This is a genomic window from Rufibacter sp. XAAS-G3-1, assembly GCF_013623775.1.
Taxonomy (GTDB): domain Bacteria; phylum Bacteroidota; class Bacteroidia; order Cytophagales; family Hymenobacteraceae; genus Nibribacter.
Map to the genome: position 1 here is coordinate 20,093 of NZ_JABFAM010000012.1, position 16,991 is coordinate 37,083.

General features: G+C 52.2%; 16 protein-coding genes. 11 read left to right on the forward strand and 5 right to left on the reverse strand.

Annotated features, from left to right (window positions below):
- Nucleotides 1-84 precede the first annotated feature (84 nt).
- Complete coding sequence (locus HHO50_RS14475; RefSeq protein ID WP_181306785.1) at nucleotides 85-1,293, forward strand: CaiB/BaiF CoA-transferase family protein; 1,209 nt, start codon at nucleotides 85-87, stop codon at nucleotides 1,291-1,293.
- An 87-nt stretch (nucleotides 1,294-1,380) separates the two neighbouring features.
- Nucleotides 1,381-2,061, forward strand: a complete 681-nt coding sequence (locus tag HHO50_RS14480; RefSeq protein ID WP_181306786.1) for a hypothetical protein — start codon at nucleotides 1,381-1,383, stop codon at nucleotides 2,059-2,061.
- An 821-nt stretch (nucleotides 2,062-2,882) separates the two neighbouring features.
- On the opposite strand, the gene HHO50_RS14485 is transcribed toward HHO50_RS14480, so the two are convergent.
- A complete protein-coding gene (locus tag HHO50_RS14485; RefSeq protein WP_181306787.1) occupies nucleotides 2,883-4,784 on the reverse strand; it encodes an ABC-F family ATP-binding cassette domain-containing protein in 1,902 nt (633 codons plus the stop codon).
- Nucleotides 4,785-4,909: 125 nt separating this feature from the next.
- Entirely contained in the window at nucleotides 4,910-5,302 is a 393-nt protein-coding gene (locus HHO50_RS14490; protein ID WP_181306788.1) for an SPW repeat protein, read from the reverse strand.
- A gap of 155 nt (nucleotides 5,303-5,457) precedes the next feature.
- Here HHO50_RS14490 and murI point away from each other — a divergent pair, with 155 nt between their 5' ends.
- The 5 genes from murI to HHO50_RS14515 all read left to right on the forward strand — a co-directional run bounded on the left by murI (nucleotide 5,458) and on the right by HHO50_RS14515 (nucleotide 9,145).
- A complete protein-coding gene (gene murI, locus HHO50_RS14495) occupies nucleotides 5,458-6,276 on the forward strand; it encodes a glutamate racemase (protein ID WP_181306918.1) in 819 nt (272 codons plus the stop codon).
- A 90-nt stretch (nucleotides 6,277-6,366) separates the two neighbouring features.
- A complete protein-coding gene (locus HHO50_RS14500; RefSeq protein ID WP_181306789.1) occupies nucleotides 6,367-6,999 on the forward strand; it encodes a hypothetical protein in 633 nt (210 codons plus the stop codon).
- Nucleotides 7,000-7,124: 125 nt separating this feature from the next.
- Nucleotides 7,125-8,306: a glutathionylspermidine synthase family protein gene (locus tag HHO50_RS14505; RefSeq protein ID WP_181306790.1), complete on the forward strand. Its 1,182-nt coding sequence runs from the start codon at nucleotides 7,125-7,127 to the stop codon at nucleotides 8,304-8,306.
- A gap of 309 nt (nucleotides 8,307-8,615) precedes the next feature.
- A complete protein-coding gene (locus tag HHO50_RS14510; RefSeq protein ID WP_181306791.1) occupies nucleotides 8,616-8,795 on the forward strand; it encodes a hypothetical protein in 180 nt (59 codons plus the stop codon).
- A complete protein-coding gene (locus HHO50_RS14515) occupies nucleotides 8,783-9,145 on the forward strand; it encodes a flavodoxin family protein (RefSeq protein WP_181306792.1) in 363 nt (120 codons plus the stop codon). The genes HHO50_RS14510 and HHO50_RS14515 overlap by 13 nt, the downstream gene beginning before the upstream one ends.
- Here HHO50_RS14515 and HHO50_RS14520 read toward each other — a convergent pair.
- Nucleotides 9,138-9,734, reverse strand: coding sequence for a DUF1801 domain-containing protein (locus HHO50_RS14520; protein ID WP_181306793.1), 597 nt, complete (start codon nucleotides 9,732-9,734; stop codon nucleotides 9,138-9,140). The two genes, HHO50_RS14515 and HHO50_RS14520, sit on opposite strands and share 8 nt — an antisense overlap.
- Nucleotides 9,735-10,071: 337 nt before the next feature.
- Nucleotides 10,072-10,497, reverse strand: coding sequence for a DUF6640 family protein (locus HHO50_RS14525; protein ID WP_181306794.1), 426 nt, complete (start codon nucleotides 10,495-10,497; stop codon nucleotides 10,072-10,074).
- A 255-nt stretch (nucleotides 10,498-10,752) separates the two neighbouring features.
- Between HHO50_RS14525 and HHO50_RS14530 the strand changes: the two genes are divergently transcribed.
- A complete protein-coding gene (locus tag HHO50_RS14530; RefSeq protein ID WP_181306795.1) occupies nucleotides 10,753-12,027 on the forward strand; it encodes a replication-associated recombination protein A in 1,275 nt (424 codons plus the stop codon).
- A 281-nt stretch (nucleotides 12,028-12,308) separates the two neighbouring features.
- Here the strand turns inward: HHO50_RS14530 and HHO50_RS14535 are convergent, their stop codons facing one another.
- Complete coding sequence (locus HHO50_RS14535; protein ID WP_181306796.1) at nucleotides 12,309-12,893, reverse strand: hypothetical protein; 585 nt, start codon at nucleotides 12,891-12,893, stop codon at nucleotides 12,309-12,311.
- A gap of 393 nt (nucleotides 12,894-13,286) precedes the next feature.
- On the opposite strand from HHO50_RS14535, the gene sppA reads away from it, so the two are divergent.
- The 3 genes from sppA to HHO50_RS14550 all read left to right on the forward strand — a co-directional run bounded on the left by sppA (nucleotide 13,287) and on the right by HHO50_RS14550 (nucleotide 16,345).
- Entirely contained in the window at nucleotides 13,287-15,056 is a 1,770-nt protein-coding gene (gene sppA / locus HHO50_RS14540; protein ID WP_181306797.1) for a signal peptide peptidase SppA, read from the forward strand.
- A gap of 268 nt (nucleotides 15,057-15,324) precedes the next feature.
- Nucleotides 15,325-15,567, forward strand: coding sequence for a hypothetical protein (locus tag HHO50_RS14545; RefSeq protein ID WP_181306798.1), 243 nt, complete (start codon nucleotides 15,325-15,327; stop codon nucleotides 15,565-15,567).
- Nucleotides 15,530-16,345 (forward strand): purine-nucleoside phosphorylase, encoded by an 816-nt coding sequence (locus HHO50_RS14550; RefSeq protein ID WP_181306799.1) that lies wholly within the window; start codon nucleotides 15,530-15,532, stop codon nucleotides 16,343-16,345. The genes HHO50_RS14545 and HHO50_RS14550 overlap by 38 nt, the downstream gene beginning before the upstream one ends.
- Nucleotides 16,346-16,991 lie beyond the last annotated feature (646 nt).

A 16,991-nucleotide genomic window follows, 5' to 3' on the forward strand; every position in this document is an offset into this window, starting at 1 on the left:
TCTTTTTTGCCCTCTCCCCAACGTGCGCCTAAGTTTTGTTTTACCCGTTTTTTGCCCATTTTTGGGAAAACAGCCTCAAAACAGATGGATGCAGGAAAAGGTCTTTTTCATGATTTGCTGGTAGTGGAATTCGCCAGTGTGCTGGCCGGGCCAAGTGTAGGGCAGTTCTTTGCCGAAATGGGGGCCGAAGTCCTTAAAATTGAAAGTCCCAAAACCCAAGGAGACGTAACCCGCCGCTGGAAACTGCCCCCCGAAAACCCAGCAGATACAGTGTCGGCTTATTTTGCCTCGGCCAACTGGGGCAAGAAATCAGTCTGCCTTGATCTGGCAGATAAGCGGGTACAAACGCTGGTGTATGGAATTATTGAGAAAGCAGACATCGTGCTGGCCAGCTTTAAACCCGGTGATGCCGAAAAGTTGAAGATGGATTACGCCACCCTGGCCAGGATTAACCCAAGATTGCTGTATGGCCATATTACCGGCTACGGGAGTGACGTGGCCCGGGCTGGGTATGATGCCGTGTTACAGGCAGAGGCTGGTTTCATGTTCCTGAACGGAGAGAAAGACGGGCCACCGGTTAAGATGCCCGTTGCTTTGATAGACTTGCTGGCAGCCCACCAATTAAAGGAAGGGCTACTGGCCGGGCTTTACAGAAGAGAGAAAAAAGGGCAGGGGCAATACCTTGCAGTATCCCTGCTAAAATCGGCCATCGCTTCACTGGCGAACCAGGCCACCAATTACCTGGTGGCTGGGGTGGCGCCTGAAAGGATGGGGTCTGAGCACCCCAACATTGTCCCCTACGGAACCATCTTCCGCACAGCTGATGGGAAAGAGATAGTACTGGCCGTGGGAGATGATCGGCAGTTTCAGGCTCTGTGCCGCATCTTGGGAGAGCCAGGCTTGGCCGAGGACACCGCGTACAAAACCAACGGCCAACGGGTGCTCCACCGGGAGTCTCTAAACCAAAGGTTACAGGCGTTGGTGGCTGGCTTTCCCCAGAATGAATTGCTCCAGGCACTAATGAAACACCATGTGCCTGCCGGTGCGGTACACAACGTGCCCCAGGCGCTGGCGCAACCCTTGGTGCAGCCCCAGTTACTAAGAAACGAAGATGCAAAGCCCCTGGGCGTACGGCAAATCGCGTTTTCGGGCCCGTTTTCTGAAACTTTAGACATTCCTTCGCCTCCTCTCCTGGGGCAACATACCTGGCAGGTTTTACGGGAAAAGGCGGGGCTTACCACCGTAGAGTTGCAGGAACTTGCTCAAAAAGGACTTATATTCCCGCCACTTTAGAAAATGAATAACTAAAAAGCCTTGCGGAAAGTACTAGCAAAGATACTTTGTCTGCACTGGCAGGAATATGCCTTATGAACAGTACCTATGGAAGATAGAATTGAGACCATTTTTGAAGGATTACGGCAGAAGTCAACTACCAAACAGACCATTTTCAGAAATACCCGCGAGGTCTTTGAGAAACTCAGAAGCTGCTCCATTGATTTAGTGGAGAATCTAAGAAAGCGGATCATCGAGGTAGATGCCAGCGTCCTGATTGAATACCGAAGCATCAATGACTTTGAGTTCCACATCAAATTCTCCGGTGACCTGCTCATGTTTATCATGCACTCCAATGTGATCACGCTGCCAGATGACCATGAGTTAATGAAAAGCCGCTACGTAGACGAAGATTTCCGGCGCAGGTTCTTTGGCCACATCATGGCGTACAACTTCATGGCAGATTCTATCAAGTACAACCGTTTAAATGACCCCGGCTACCTGCTGGGGCGGGTACTCATCAACATAGAAAACCACTTCTACCTGGAAGGCGTGAAGCAGCTAGACCTTACCTATAATGACATGGCCAAAAACGAAATCAACGAAGAGACCCTAAAGCTTTTCATTGAAAGTGCCATGGTGGCCTCGGTGAACAATGACCTCATAGCCCCAGATGTAGAAGAGATCAGGAAGATTACCGTAAAACAGAAGCTGGAAGAACAACAGGTGAGCACCCCCCAGAAAGTAGGCTTTTCCTTCAGCTACCAGCGCAAGCCAAACGTGTATTAAGTAGCACAGTAGTAGCACGTATCAAGTAGCACGAGAGAAGCATAAAAGCAGAGCGGCCGGGTAGAGTTTACTACCCGGCCGCTCTGCTTTTATGCTTCTTTTCACTGGCGCGAGTCTCCAGACTCGTTTCGCCGAAACGAAATCACGTATTTAGGAAGACACGCTTAGTGACTTTAAGCCAATGTGAAATCATATGATTCTCCAAGCAGATTCCCCCCCCAAGGCGAAGAAGTGCCCTCTTACTGTCTGCCCGCGCTGGTTCTCCTGAACTTATCCGCTATTTTATACACGTTTTGTCCCCTTTGAAGGCCTAGGGGGATGATTTCTCGGGCTGATCAGGCATTCCCGAGAATCACTTTTAACTCTTTCTATAGCAGCTAGTACCGGTTCTTCAAAGGGGCTTGTCATCTTGTAGGATAAAATGAGCGGCTATTTAGTTTCTAAAAATTCCAGAAAACCAAACTGCTCTTCCGGAGTTCCACTCCGGAAGCTTACTGCCGGGGAGTTTCACTCCCCTTCTTTTGCCCGTGGTTCACGGCGGAGTAGAACTCCTTGCTGTTCGGGAGTAGAACTCCCGAACAGCAAGGAGTTCTACTCCCGAACAGCAAGGGCAGCAAGGGATTGAAAAAGCTTTGGTAGTATGATGGTTAGAGTATAACCCATTGTCTGTTTCAGGGCTGTTTTGAGAAAAACAGCCCTGAAACAGACAAACGAACTGCTACTTAAGGGCCTGTTTTAAGCCTGTTTCCGGGAAAACAGGCTTAAAACGAAATCTTCAATCATGCTACGTGATACGCACTACTTGATACTAAATATAAGAACTAGACAAATTCAGCCAACTCCAGCCAGCGTTCGGTTTTGGTTTCTACCGCGGTGTTGATGTCTTTAATGCGTTGGGCCAGTTCTGCCAGGCGTACGTGGCCTGCGGTTCCAGCGTTCATTTCAGCGGCCAGTGCATCTTTCTCGGCCTCAAGCTGTTCTATTTCCTTCTCCAGGCGTTCGTATTCCTGCTTTTCTTTGAAAGAAGCCTTTCTTTTGGGAGTAGTATCTGCTACCGGAGCAGCGGGGGTTGAGCTTGAAACGGCAGCCACTGGAGCAGATTTAGCACTTGGTTTTACTTCATCCAGTTTCATATTCTCCCGTTCCTTGGCCCACTCGCGGTAATCTGTGTAGTTACCCGGGAAATCTCTCAGGTGGCCGTTTTCCTCAAACACAAACAAGTGCTCTACTAACCTATCCATAAAGTAACGGTCGTGGGAAACGATCAATAGAGAACCTCCAAACTGCAGCAGGAAATCCTCCAGAATGTTCAGCGTCTGGATGTCCAGGTCATTGGTGGGCTCATCCAGAATGAGGAAGTTAGGGTTCTTAATCAGCACGCGCAGCAACTGCAGTCTCCGTTTCTCACCGCCGCTCAGCTTACTTACAAAGGTGTACTGCTGGGCCGGAGGGAACTGGAAGTGCTGCAGGAACTGACTGGCCGTGATGACCTCGCCGTTGCCGGTTTCCACCACCTCGGCCACTTCTTTGACTACGTCAATCACCCGTTGGTTCTCATTGAACGTGAGTTCAGACTGGGTGTAATAGCCAAAGACGGTGGTCTGGCCGGCAATGATTTCGCCGCTGTCAGGGGCCAGGCGGCCGGTAAGCATGTTCAGCAAGGTGGTTTTGCCCGCGCCGTTGGGGCCCACAATGCCCACGCGGTCTTTCTTCCGGAAAACGTAGCTGAAATCATCCAGCACCACTTTGTCCCCGAAGCGTTTGCTCAGGTGGTCAATCTCCAGAATCTGGTTTCCCTGCCGGGTGCTCTTCACCGACAGTTCCAGGGAAGTGCGCGTGTCTTTCTGCGAGGTTTTGTCTTTTAAGTCATAAAAGGCATCTACCCGTGATTTGGACTTGGTGCCCCGGGCACGGGGTTGCTTGCGCATCCACTCCAATTCTTTCTTCAACAGTTGCTTGGCCTTGCCCATTTCGGCGGCGTTGGCTTCTTCCTGTTCGGCTTTTTTCTCTACGTAGTAGCTGTAGTTTCCTTTGTAGGTATACACCTGGCCCCGGTCCAGTTCAGCAATCTCGTTGGCCACTTGATCCAGGAAGTAACGGTCGTGGGTGACCATGAGCAGCGTGGTCTGTTCGGTGGTGAGCAGGTTTTCAAACCACTCAATGGTTTCCAGATCCAAATGGTTGGTAGGCTCATCCAGAATAAGTAAATCTGGCTCCTCAATAAGTACCCGGGCCATGGCCACCCGTTTTTTCTGCCCACCGGAAAGGTGCTCTACCTGCACCTCCAGGTTTTGGATGCCCAGTTTGCCCAGAATCTGCTTCGTTCTTACTTCGTATTCCCAGGCGTGCAGCGTTTCCATGCGTTCCATGACCTGCTGCATGCGTTTGTCTGAGGTGTTAGGGTCTTCCAGACAGGCTTCATAGTCTCTGATAGCGTCCAGGACTTCGGTCTGGCCCGAGAAGATGGCTTCCTGCACCGTTGCTCCCGCCGGGAACTCAGGCTGCTGCCACAGGTATCCCACGCGTATGCCTTTCCGCACGCTTACGGTGCCGTTGTCGGGCGGAACGGTGCCCGCTAAAATCTGAAGAAGCGTGGTTTTTCCGGCCCCGTTGGCTCCAATGAGCGCAATGCGTTGGCCGCGGTTAATGCCAAATATAAGGTTCTGAAAAAGCCAGCGGTCGCCGTAGCTTTTAGAGATGGAGTCTGCTGAAAGGTAATTCATGGCGCAAAGGTACGCAAACAGAAAAGCGTATACCAGAGACGGTTCCGGTAAAAATGGAAGAACGCAAAAAAGGCCGGGACAACCCGGCCTTTTTTAGGTGCATGCTAGTTCATGATGGCATTCCCTTAGTGGGAGTGGCCGTGGTGCATGCTACGGTTAGTAACCGCTCCGTGAACAGGAACTACCCTGGTCATCATGGCTTGCAACAAAATCACAATACCTACAAGCAAATGGGGCAGGTACACATATTCATCAAAATTAAAGATCCAGGGAGAGGCGGCTAAGAAAATACCAATCAGGTAATCCATGTTCAAGTGCATGTTAGCAGACATGGCTCTGAAAACCCCTACCTCCCAGTTGGTCATCAGGTTTTGTAAGATAATAACGGCACCTACAATAACGGGTACCCAGGTTTCAGCACCGCCACGGTCAAATCCTAAGATAAACGGAGCTGCAATTAATAAGATACCCACCAGATAATCCATTATCCCGTGGGCGCGGGTTGATAATACTTTCATTTTTATTCCTCCTTTTTTAGTTTCAACTTGTATGTTCTTTTACGCCTCTTGATTTTGGTTGGTTGCGTAAAAGTCCATTTTGATTTTGTATTATAGAAATATAGGGGTTTCTACGGATGATCTGTTTTAGTATCATCTCACCTTGGTTTAAAGTGATGGTAAAGGCAGAGAATTTAGAGCGGCCCATTGGGGTGTTTGACAGCGGAATAGGCGGTTTAACCGTGGCTAAAGCCATTAAAGCGCATTTACCCCAGGAACGGTTGGTGTATTTTGGAGACACCGCCCACCTGCCGTACGGCGATAAATCAACCGCTGCCATACAGGCATACTCCGTGAAAATATGTGATCTGCTGATTAGGCAGAATTGTAAAATAATTCTGATTGCGTGCAATTCTGCCTCGGCGGCCGCCTACGAGTTGGTGCGGGAATATGTAGGCAGGAAAGCGCATGTCCTGAACGTGATTGACCCCGTGGTGCAGTTGGTGGGCGAAAGATTTCCGCAGAGAACCGTGGGCCTGATTGGCACCAAACAAACCGTAAACTCCAATGTCTACAAAAAGAAGATAGATGATTTGAACGCCGGCATCTGCCTGAAATCTTTGGCCACACCCTTGCTGGCCCCCATGATTGAGGAAGGTTTCTTCAACAACACCATTTCAGAGAGCGTCATCCAGACGTACCTGTCAGACCCGGCCCTGGACGGCATTGAGGCGTTGATTCTGGGCTGCACCCATTATCCCTTGATCAAAGAACAGATAGCTGCGTATTACAAGGGAAGGGTAGAAGTGCTGGATGCCTCAGAACTGGTGGCGCGGCACGTGGGAGCGGTATTGACGCAATTAGGAATCGCCTCTGCGCGTTTACCAGGAGAGTCCCACTTCTACGTTTCTGATTACACCGCCTCGTTTGAAGCCTCCACCCAACTTTTCTTTCAGAAAAAGGTAAATTTAAAGCATTATCCGCTCTGGGAGTAAGAAACCCGGGCAACCGACGACTAATCTTTTAGTTTCGTTTCAGGCTTACTTTTGTATAAACACGCCAGAAATGGCTTCGTATTCCATCTTATGAAAAAGCGTTATTTCCTTATTGGTGATTTCTCGCGCAACGTGCTGTTGGTGAGTGCCGCCGCCTGCCTTGGGCTTGCTTCCTGTTCCGATAACCGTACTGCCCAAAATGAAACTTCCACCGAGTGGAACGCCCGGGAAGAAGCCCCCAAATACAGCCAGGGCGTGATCACCGAAATGACCGAAACAAGTCCGGACAACTGGAAAATCACGGATGAGCGTCCTGCTGAGGCAGGGCAGGTCATGGCTATCCTGAAACACAACGACGGGAAAGTAGACACCCTGCAAGGCCTGGAACTGGAGCGCCGTATGCAGGAATACTCCCAGGCCAATCCGCACAACGGCACCGGTTTCAGCATGATGAACGTGCTGATGTGGAGCGGAATCGGGTACATGGCCGGCCGGATGCTGTCGCCCAACCGCGCGTATTACGCCAACCCTAACACCGTTCAGCGCAATGAGGCCTGGCGGCAGCAAACCGCGGCAGAGCGTTCCAGAGGCGCCACGGCGTTCAGGGGAACCACGGGCCAATACAGCCGTCCGGCCACGTCCCCCGGCAACGTGCGTTCTACCGCTCCTTCCAACAGCCGTTCCGGTACGTTCGGCGGTAGGTCAGGTGGCTTTGGGGCCTAAGCAGTCGCTGTCAAGGCATTCCATTGTTCAATCCCTTTGTTTTAGGGCTGTTTTTATGAAAACAGCCTCAAAATACTGTATCCAAAACTGTAAAAAATCCATCCAGATCTAACCCGTTCATTTCTATGTCAGACGCATCTCTCCCGGTCAAATTAATGCCGCACCACGGCGATGTCACAAAAATGGTACACCAGATGGGGTGGGAGTGGGTAGTAGAGGAGGAGTGCCAGACCTACCTGTCGGGCGAGGCGGTGGTGCTGAGCCAGAAAAGCGCCGATGAGCTGCTGGAGGCCGCCGCTACGCTCTATGAGATGATGGTAGAAGCCGTGCCCGATGACTTACCCGATGATTTCCTCCGGAAGATTGGCATTCCGGAACGGATATGGCGGGCCGTGCGGCACTCCTGGAACGATGAGCGCCACTGGCACCTCTACGGCCGCTTTGACTTCGCGCAGACGCCCGAAGGCGTGAAACTGCTGGAGTTTAACGCCGATACCGCCACCTCCATCCCCGAAACGGCGGTGGTACAGTGGGCCAGCTTGGCCGCCGCCGGGAAAAACGAGAGCCACCAAGCCAATGGGTTGTATGAAGCCTTGGTAGAGCAGTTCAGAACCTGGCAGGGCTTAAACCCCGAGCTGGAACCCGCGCTTCTCCTCGTGTATCTGGGCGGAAGCAAAGAAGACTACACCAACTGCGAAGTGTTGGCCGAAGCCGCCCGCGAGGCCGGCTTTGACACGCACATCTGCCCGGTAGAGCAAATGGAAGTCTCTACCCTGGGTGCCGAGCGCGGCATCTGGGCCCAGGTTGGGGCCGAGCAGTGGCGGCGTTTCCCGTTCCTGTTCAAGCTGGTGCCCTGGGAATTGTTTGTGCAACTGGAACCCGAACTGTGTTCTGATCTGGTTGAGCTGCAGTATTCGCGGAGCGTGATCATCGCCAATCCGGCGTATTCGCTTATTTTCCAGAGCAAAGGCATGTTGGCCTGGCTGTGGCAGCAGTTCCCGTACCACCCGTTGCTGCTGCGCACCGAGTTTACCTCCTTTTCCGGCAAAGCCGTGGAGAAACCCTTCTTCGGCCGCGAGGGCCAGAACATTCAGGTACGCGGAAACACAGATGTCTCCTCCACCACCGGAGAGTACAGTGACCAGCCCCACATCTACCAAGCCTGGGCCGAACTTCCGCAGGATGCCCAAGGCTACCGCTACCAGGCCGGGGTTTTCTGGGCCGGCGAAGGCAGCGCCATCGGGTTCCGGCGGGAGCGGGGCATCATCACCAACCTGTCACAGTTTGTGGCGCACGTGGTGGAGTAGGGGAATTTCACTTGCTCTCTGCTGAAATTTAGGGGGTGAGAGTGCCTTGTGAATGATTCTATATCTGCTTCTGCGCTGGCGCGAGTCTTCAGACTCGTGCCTCTAGATAATGGGTAGTCTCCAGACTACCCTCGCTGCACCGCAGCGACAAACGTATTGCTGAACTCTATCATTTTCCCTCTATGGCTCGGAAGTACTTCCCGTATTTTCAGTTCAGAAGTTCAAGTCCCGGAAGTTACTTCCGAGCCATAGCCATAGCAGGTTGATCTGCTCGCGCCAGTGGCAAACGCTACAACATGTCCTAAAGCTATGCAGGAAGCACCTCTTATTCTGTTGGGCAGTGCCCGCAAAGACAGTGATACCCGGCGGTTCCTGCAGAGAATATTCCAGGGTACCCCGCATGAACTCATAGACCTGCTGAACTACACCCTCTTGCCGTACCGCTATAAAACGATTATCCGGCTGGGGATGGCTTCATGGAAATCATAGAACGGGTGTCGCGGCACCGAGTCATTGTGTTCGCCACCCCGGTGTACTGGTACGCCATGAGCGGATTGCTGAAAACCTTCTTTGACCGGCTCACCGGTCTGGTAACGGTGCAAAAGACCTTGGGGCGCAACTTGAAAGGAAAAACCGTCTTTCTGGTAGCCGTAGGCGCAGACGCCGAACTGCCCGATGGCTTTGAGGTACCGTTTAAATTAACCGCCAAGTACCTTAACATGAAGTACGGCGGCCGTCTGTATGCCTCCACGGAGGAAGTAGGAACCGATATTTACCACGTAGGCACCCACCGCGAGTTCCTGCGCGACATAGTAGAAGCGCTCTGGGAGATTAGCTGAACTTCTTGCCTTCGGTGATGCGCTCCACGGTTTTTAAGATGCGCGTGTCTCTGGTTTCGGGGCGTTTTGCCTCGGTGACCCAGCGCACGTACTCTTTGCGGTGCGTATACGCCAGCTGCTCAAATCTCTCCAGTTGTTGCGCCTGGGATAATGCTTGCAGCAGGTCTTCGGGGATTTCTATGAGGCTGCGTTCAGTTGAGGTTGCCGCAGCACCGGCCTTTAATTGGGTGGCAGCTTTCAGGTATTTCACTAACAGGTCTTCGTTGACCTGCGAGGCGTTGGTGAATTTGATGCTGCGCATGGTTTTGGCGTCCTGGCTGCTGGTAAATACCCTGTGCGGGTCTTCCAACAAGGCTCCCTGGAAAAAGGCCAGACTCACGTGCTGTTTAAAGACCCCTATGGAACACACCAGGCCCGGCCCGGCTTTCCCGTACACCGGGGCGCTCCATTTCCAGGCGGCTTTCAACTCTGGGTCTGCCACGGCAATGGCGTTTCTTAGTTTCTCACAGATGGGTTGGGCAAACTCCGGGGCGTTCGCAAAGTAAGCCTCTGTTTTATGGACGCTCTGTTCAGGGGTAAGGGTAGCCATGTTTATGTTTTGTTAGCAGATGGATAGATATTTTCGGTTTACCGGCTATTTTCTGTAAAATACGCTTTAAACGGGAGTGTTTCCAACGGGTGGCTTGAAAGCCAGCCACGGGAAACATCTCAGAAGGTAAAGATGCAGGTAGTTCACGCTACTGTTGTTCGTCCCCAAGACCCTATCAGGTTAATAGGGAAACGATTGTGGAGTAGTTTAGGTGCGAATTTCAATGGAGCCATAGGGAATGGGCAACCGTAGTAAACAGAAACAAGGCATCCAAAAGACCAAGTCTGTTTAATGCTTACTTTTCTAAAAACACGCCAAAAACAGAACAAGGGAATCCCTACTTTGAATCGTTCTTCGCTAGCAGGTACCCCGCGCCTAGAGCGGCCAGCATCACCAGGGAAAAAGGGCCTTCATTCAGTTTGATTCTGCCCACCGACGGGATTTTCTCGGGGAATTCAGCGTCCATGCCTTCGGCGCCCGGAAAGGTGAAACTTCCGGCTTGCGCCAGGTAGAAGATGGCCGGGAGCATGGTGCCTACTTTTAAATTCATTTCTGGGTCGCCGTCTTTTTTCTGGAGGAAATACAGGCTGGTGGAACCCAACAGGGTACCAGACAAAATGGTCATGGCGTCATGGAACTTGGCGTGCGGGGGCCAGTTGGGGTTGAACAGGTGCGTTTTGTTCCAGTCCATCAGGAAACCACCCACGGTGGTAAAGGCGGCTACGGCCTGTAAGATGGTGCGTCCGGGTGAAGTAGTGATCATGGTAAACTGGTTTTAGGGGCAGAAACGCTGCTTTAGGGGATACGCAGGGAAGGTCAGCCGGTTCAGGAGCCAGGTAAAGCGCAGGTGCTGCTCTGTTGCTAAGCCCGCTATCCAGGAAGCAACCACCGGGCAGTGACTGTTTTGCGCCTGTTTTGTGAAAAACAGGCGCAAAACAGTCACGGAAAGAAAGTAAATTGCCTTTTGTTTCGGGTCCGTTCAACACCGCGAAACGCTACCACCTGAATTCTGCTTTCCATGTTCCAAACTACCAAAGCCCCTTTGCCAGAGCGCATGCGCCCGCACAACCTGGATCAGTACGCCGGTCAGAAACATTTAGTAGGCCCCCAGGGCGTGCTGCGGCGGTACATTGAGGCGGGCATGGTGCCGTCCATGATTTTCTGGGGGCCGCCGGGCGTGGGGAAAACCACGTTGGCCGGTATTATTGCCGGGCAGCTCAAGGTTCCGTTTGTGGCCATGAGCGCGATCAACGCCGGCGTGAAAGACATCAGGGACGTGATTGACCAGGCCCGCAAGCGGCAAGGCACGGTGCTGTTCATTGACGAAATCCACCGGTTCAACAAATCGCAGCAAGATGCGCTGCTAGGCGCGGTGGAGAAAGGCACGGTCACCTTGATTGGCGCTACCACCGAGAACCCTTCGTTTGAAGTGATTCCCGCTTTGCTTTCCCGTTGTCAGGTGTACGTCCTGAAATCGCTGGAGAAAGCGGAACTGGTGGAGTTGGTGCAGAAAGCCCTAACTGAGGACGAAATCCTGAAAAAACAGAACATTGAGGTGCAGGAGTACGAGGCGCTGCTCACCATCTCGGGCGGCGATGCTCGCAAACTGCTCAACCTGCTGGAGATTGTGATTGACGGCAGCGGCCCCCAGGAAAAACTGGTCATCACCAATGAGATGGTGAAGCAGATTGCGCAGCAGAACCTGGCCTTGTATGACAAAGGCGGCGAGGCGCACTATGACATCATCTCGGCGTTCATCAAATCCATGCGGGGCTCAGACCCCAATGCCACCATCTACTGGCTCGCGCGCATGATAGAAGGCGGCGAAGACCCCAAGTTTATTGCCCGGCGCATGCTCATCATGGCCTCGGAGGATATTGGCAACGCCAACCCCACGGCCATGATTATGGCGAACGAGTGTTTCCAGGCGGTGAACGTGATCGGGTACCCCGAGTGTGATATTATTCTGTCACAGTGCGCCATTTACCTGGCTACCTCGCCCAAAAGCAATGCGGCGTACAAGGCCATCAGGAGCGCGCGGGCAATGGTGCGGGAGCAGGGAAGCCCGCCGGTGCCGTTGCATCTGCGCAACGCGCCCACCAAGCTCATGAAGGAAATTGGCTACGGAAACGAGTACAAGTACGCCCATGACTACGAGGGGAACTTCGTGCCGCAGGACTTTCTGCCCACCGAACTCAAAGGCACCATCTTCTTCAACCCCGGCAACAACGCCCGCGAAAACGAGATGCGCAAGAACCTGCGCAACCAGTGGGGGGAGTGGTACAGGTATTAACGGATGTTGCAGGTGGTTCCCGCTCTGGGTACCAACTTAAGCTAGGGACTCTCGGCAAGTGAACTCTTGTTTTCAAAAAAACAGCCCCAAAACGGGTAGCTGCTTTCTTAGAGCTTGTTTGAATTTCATCTTTGCGCTGCAAATGGCCATAAAAAGAACCTGCGTTCGCCTTTTTTTTGCCCCTTAGCGCTGCTATGAAGCTCAAAATACGCTTCCGCAGAACCTTTCTCTGGTTAGTTGAGTCGGCAAACCTCAAATGTAAACAAGCTCTTGGCAGAAAATCACTCTTTCTCTTTGAGCCAGTAGCGCACCCCAAAAGATAAGCTCATGATGTCTGGGTAGCCCGGTACAAAAGAGGTAGAGAAATCTGCCCGGTCAGAGAGACGGTAGTTGTACTCAAATTCGCCCGCGTACCAAATCATCTTGTACTGCCATTTGTCTTCGGGGTCACCCCCGAAGAAGGAGGTAGAGATGTTGTAGCCTTCCAGTTCAGACCAGTTGCGGCGGTAAACTAAGGTAGGGCCCAAGCCACCGTTTAACGAGTGCCGGCCGACCTGGAAGATCACGGCGCGCAGGCCCAGGTGGGTGAACCCGGCAAAGCGCAGGGCGCAGTCGGCGTAAAGTGCCTGGATCGCTTTCACCGAGAACTTGCTGTCTGCAATGAAATGCTCGTAGCCCACGCTGGCTCCCACGTTCAACACCAGATAGCCTTTGCCGTCGGGGTTTAAGGGCATCAGATCGGCATTATCATCCCCTTTGGGGTGCAGGGTGAGGCCAAAATACTTGAAATTCAGGTTCCGCTTGTATTGCGCCTGGGCCGTGAAAGTCCCTAAAAAGAGAAGCGCAAGTAGAATGCATCTATTCATGTACACCAATATACGGCGGAGGCAACATTTGGCTATCCTTAAACGGCAAACCCCTGAGCGGGGAAACAAAAGAAGCGAACCGGCGGAAAAGAACAAATGCCTGGCGTTTGTCTCTTTTCCCCGGCATTCCGTAAAACGGAGGTTTTCTGGAATACATCAGTTTCCTTCAAGGAACACACAAAAAGCCACCTAGTTGTACCTTAATGGCTGTTTTTGAGCAGGTTAGCAGAACCATTGGTGCAAACCTTCGCTTCTGATGTACGCTGGTGGGTAAGAGTTCTAAGGCAAGATATAGAAGAAGCGTACGTTTTTGTAAGTATTCTGTTGGTTGTACGACTAATGTCCCAACCTCGCAGGCCAGAGCCTGCGCCCCTCGTTATTTTAAATATTTATATGCGACAGTTTTTGAAATTTGTGCTGGCCACCATGGTAGGCCTGCTGTTATTTATGGTGGTGGGCTTTGTGATCCTGTTGGGTATTGGCGCTGCGGCCTCTTCCAGTGACACCGTAAGTATTGCCGAAGGGTCTGTGCTGGAGTTGAAGTTAGGCCCACCGGTGGTAGAGCGCTCGCCCCGTAGTCCCTTCGCCGAGTTAGGGTTGGAGGAAGTGTTCGGTGAGCAGGGCATTGGCCTGGACGAGATCAAAGCCTCTATCAAGAAAGCCAAAGCCGATGACAACATCAAAGGCATTTTCCTGAACCTTGATCTGCTGCAGGCTGGTATGGCCTCTATTGAAGAGATCCGGAATTCGCTTCTGGACTTCAAGAAATCAAAGAAGTTTGTGGTGGCTTACAGTGAATTCTCCACGGAGAAAGCCTACTACCTGGCCTCGGTGGCCGACCGTTTCTACCTTAACCCGCAGGGCACCCTGGAACTGAACGGCCTTAGCTCAGAGGTCATGTTCTTCAAAGGCACCCTGGAGAAGCTGGATTTACAGCCTTATATCTTCAAGGTAGGAGAGTACAAGAGCGCCGTAGAACCGTTTATTCTGGACAAGATGAGCGAGCCCAGCCGTGAGCAGACCCAGTCATTCCTGAACTCCCTGAATAATTTCATGCTGAAAAACATTGCCGCCGCCCGTAACAAAAGCTTCGCTGATATCAAGAATATCTCAGATTCCATGCTGGTGCACAACGCAGATGATGCCTTACGCTTAGGAATGGTCACGCACCTGGGCTACTATGATGAAGCCACCGATTTCATGAAAAGCAAGGTTGGCGTGAAAAAAGACCAGGAACTGAAACTGGTGAACCTGGGCACCTACAAGAAAGCCGCCGACCCAGAGAAGAAAGAAGGTTCCTCTTCCAATAAAATAGCGGTGATCTACGCCTCCGGCGATATCATGGGCGGTGAAGGCGATGACGCATCCATTGGCAGCGAAGGCATGTCCAAAGCCATTAGAAAGGCCCGGTTAGATAAGAACGTGAAGGCCGTGGTGCTGCGCATTAACTCGCCGGGCGGAAGTTCCCTGGCCTCAGACGTGATCTGGCGCGAGGTGATGCTCACCAAGAAAGTAAAACCCGTGATTGCCTCTATGTCAGATGTGGCGGCCTCGGGCGGGTATTACATTGCCATGGCCTGTGATACCATTGTGGCGCACCCCACCACCATTACGGGCAGTATTGGCGTGTTCGGCATGATGGTCAACTCAGAGCACTTCCTCAAAAACAAACTGGGCATTACCACAGACCGCGTCAAGACCGGTAAATTCTCAGACGTGCCTACGGTGACCAGAGCCATGACGCCGTACGAGAAAATGCACATCCAGCGCGAGGTAGAGCGTATCTACGATGACTTTACCACCAAAGCCGCCCAATCCAGAAACATGCCGGTTGCCGAACTCCGGAAAGTAGCCTCGGGCCGCGTGTGGTCAGGCATTGAGGCCAAACAGCGCGGTCTGGTAGACGTGCTGGGCGGCATGGAAACAGCCATTGCCATTGCCGCCCAGAAAGCCAAGCTGAAAGAGGGCGACTACCGTCTGCGCCAGTTGCCCGCCCAGAAATCCTTCATGGACAACCTGTTCTCAGACACGCAGTCGCAGATAAAAGCGTATTCCCTGCAAAACGAATTAGGCGATATGTTGCCGTACTACCAGCAGTACAAACGCGTGCTGCAGATGCAGGGCATTCAGGCCCGTCTGCCGTATGAGATAGAGATTCAGTAAGCTGATAAATATTCACACTCGAATATTCACACTCGCGGGACGCGAGCGAGTGCTTTGTTATGGAAGCTGTTTAGAGTTTTTCATTAACCGGCATTTAAAGCAATTTCTCTGGGGCAAGTGTCCGGCTATACCTCTGGTTTTTAGGCTACTTTTATGAAAACAGGCCAAAAACAAGAGGCCGTTATTTGCACACTGCCGCAAGCATGCGCTTGTACCGCCGTTTTCAGGGTGTTTTTAGGAAAACAGACGCAAAACTCTAAACAGCTTCATGGTTAAATATGAGTTTCAAGGAGTGCCAAATAGTTATTTGTTAAGAAGAGACTGCCCGCAGGCAGTCTCTTCTGTTTTTACAGCTGGTGTAGAACCAGCTTTACCGTTTTTTTCTGAAATTGCCGCCTCCCCGAACCAACCTGTTTTAAGCCGGTTTTTCAGAAATCAGCCTCAAAACAGTTTACCTTTAACCAATGGACATAATGAAAACCCTGCAAGAAGCCGCCCAGTTTATCCGTGAGAAAACACACCAGTACCAGCCCGATTTCGGGATTGTGTTGGGTACCGGCCTGGGTGCTTTGGTGCAAGACCTACAGGTGGCGTTTAGCCTGAACTATTCAGATATTCCGCATTTTCCGGTTTCAACCGTAGAGAGCCACTCCGGTAAGCTCATCTTCGGAGAACTTGGTGGCCGCCCCGTGGTGGTCATGCAAGGGCGCTTCCACTACTATGAAGGCTACAGCATGGAGCAGGTGGTATTCCCCATCAGGGTCATGCAACGGTTGGGCGTTAAAAAGCTGTTCGTGAGCAACGCCGCCGGTGGCCTTGACCCCAATTTCAATACCTCAGACCTCATGGTCATCACTGACCACATCAACCTCCAACCCACCAACCCGCTCATCGGCAAAAACCTGGACGAACTGGGGCCACGTTTCCCAGACATGAGCGAACCCTACAGTGCACACATGGTGCAGCAAGCGCTGGATATTTCGCTCCAGCACGGGCTGAGCGTGAAAACCGGGGTGTACGCCAGCGTGCCGGGGCCCATGCTGGAAACCAAAGCCGAATATACCTACCTCAGAACCATTGGTGCCGATGCCGTGGGCATGAGCACCGTTCCCGAAGTGATTGCCGCCGTGCACCTGGGCCTGCCCGTCTTCGCCGTCTCCGTCATCACCGACCTCTGCTCGCCCGGCAACATCAAGAAAGTAGTGCTCCTGGATATTCTGGAAGCCGCCGCCAAAGCCGAGCCCCACATGACCCTGTTGATCAAGGAACTGATCAAACGGCAAGACTAGAAAGGAGTCCTGAGTTCTGAGTCTTGAGTTCTGAGTCTTGAGTTCTGAGTAGAGGACGAGTGATTTAAAGCTTCGAGTGTCTTTTTATTTTTCTCCTGGGAGCTCATCTTGTAGGGAACAAGGAAGTCCTTTCCTTGGCTTGTCCCCTGACAAGCCAAAGTATTTGAATGGCAGGCTTGAACGCTTTTCATCCGTCCTGTCGGGGGACAGGACGGATGAAAAGCGGAGGCACCTTTTGGTTTTGGAGTTGTCCGCTAAAACCCACGACATTTCACCTACTGGCACTTCTTGTTTTTCCCCTACAAGATGAGCTCCAAGGAGGGATAGGGGTGCTCTTTCCCTTAGACTGGAGGCTTTGGCAGTGCGGTAGCATGTATGCTACCGCAAATGGAGAGACGCGATACTTAAGGCATTTGCTGCCAAAGCTTTTTTCAATCCCTTGCTTTCTTTGCTGTTCGGGAGTTCTACTCCCGAACCTGCCTGCGGCGGAGTGGAACTCCGCCGCAGGCAGGTTCGGGCAGGTGTTGCAGAAGAAGGGGAGTGGAACTCCCCGGCAGTAAGCTTCCGGAGTGGAACTCCGAAAGAGCGGTTTTCGGAAAGCGTTTCAGGCTGATTTTAGGAAAATAGCCAGAAAACAAACGGGATT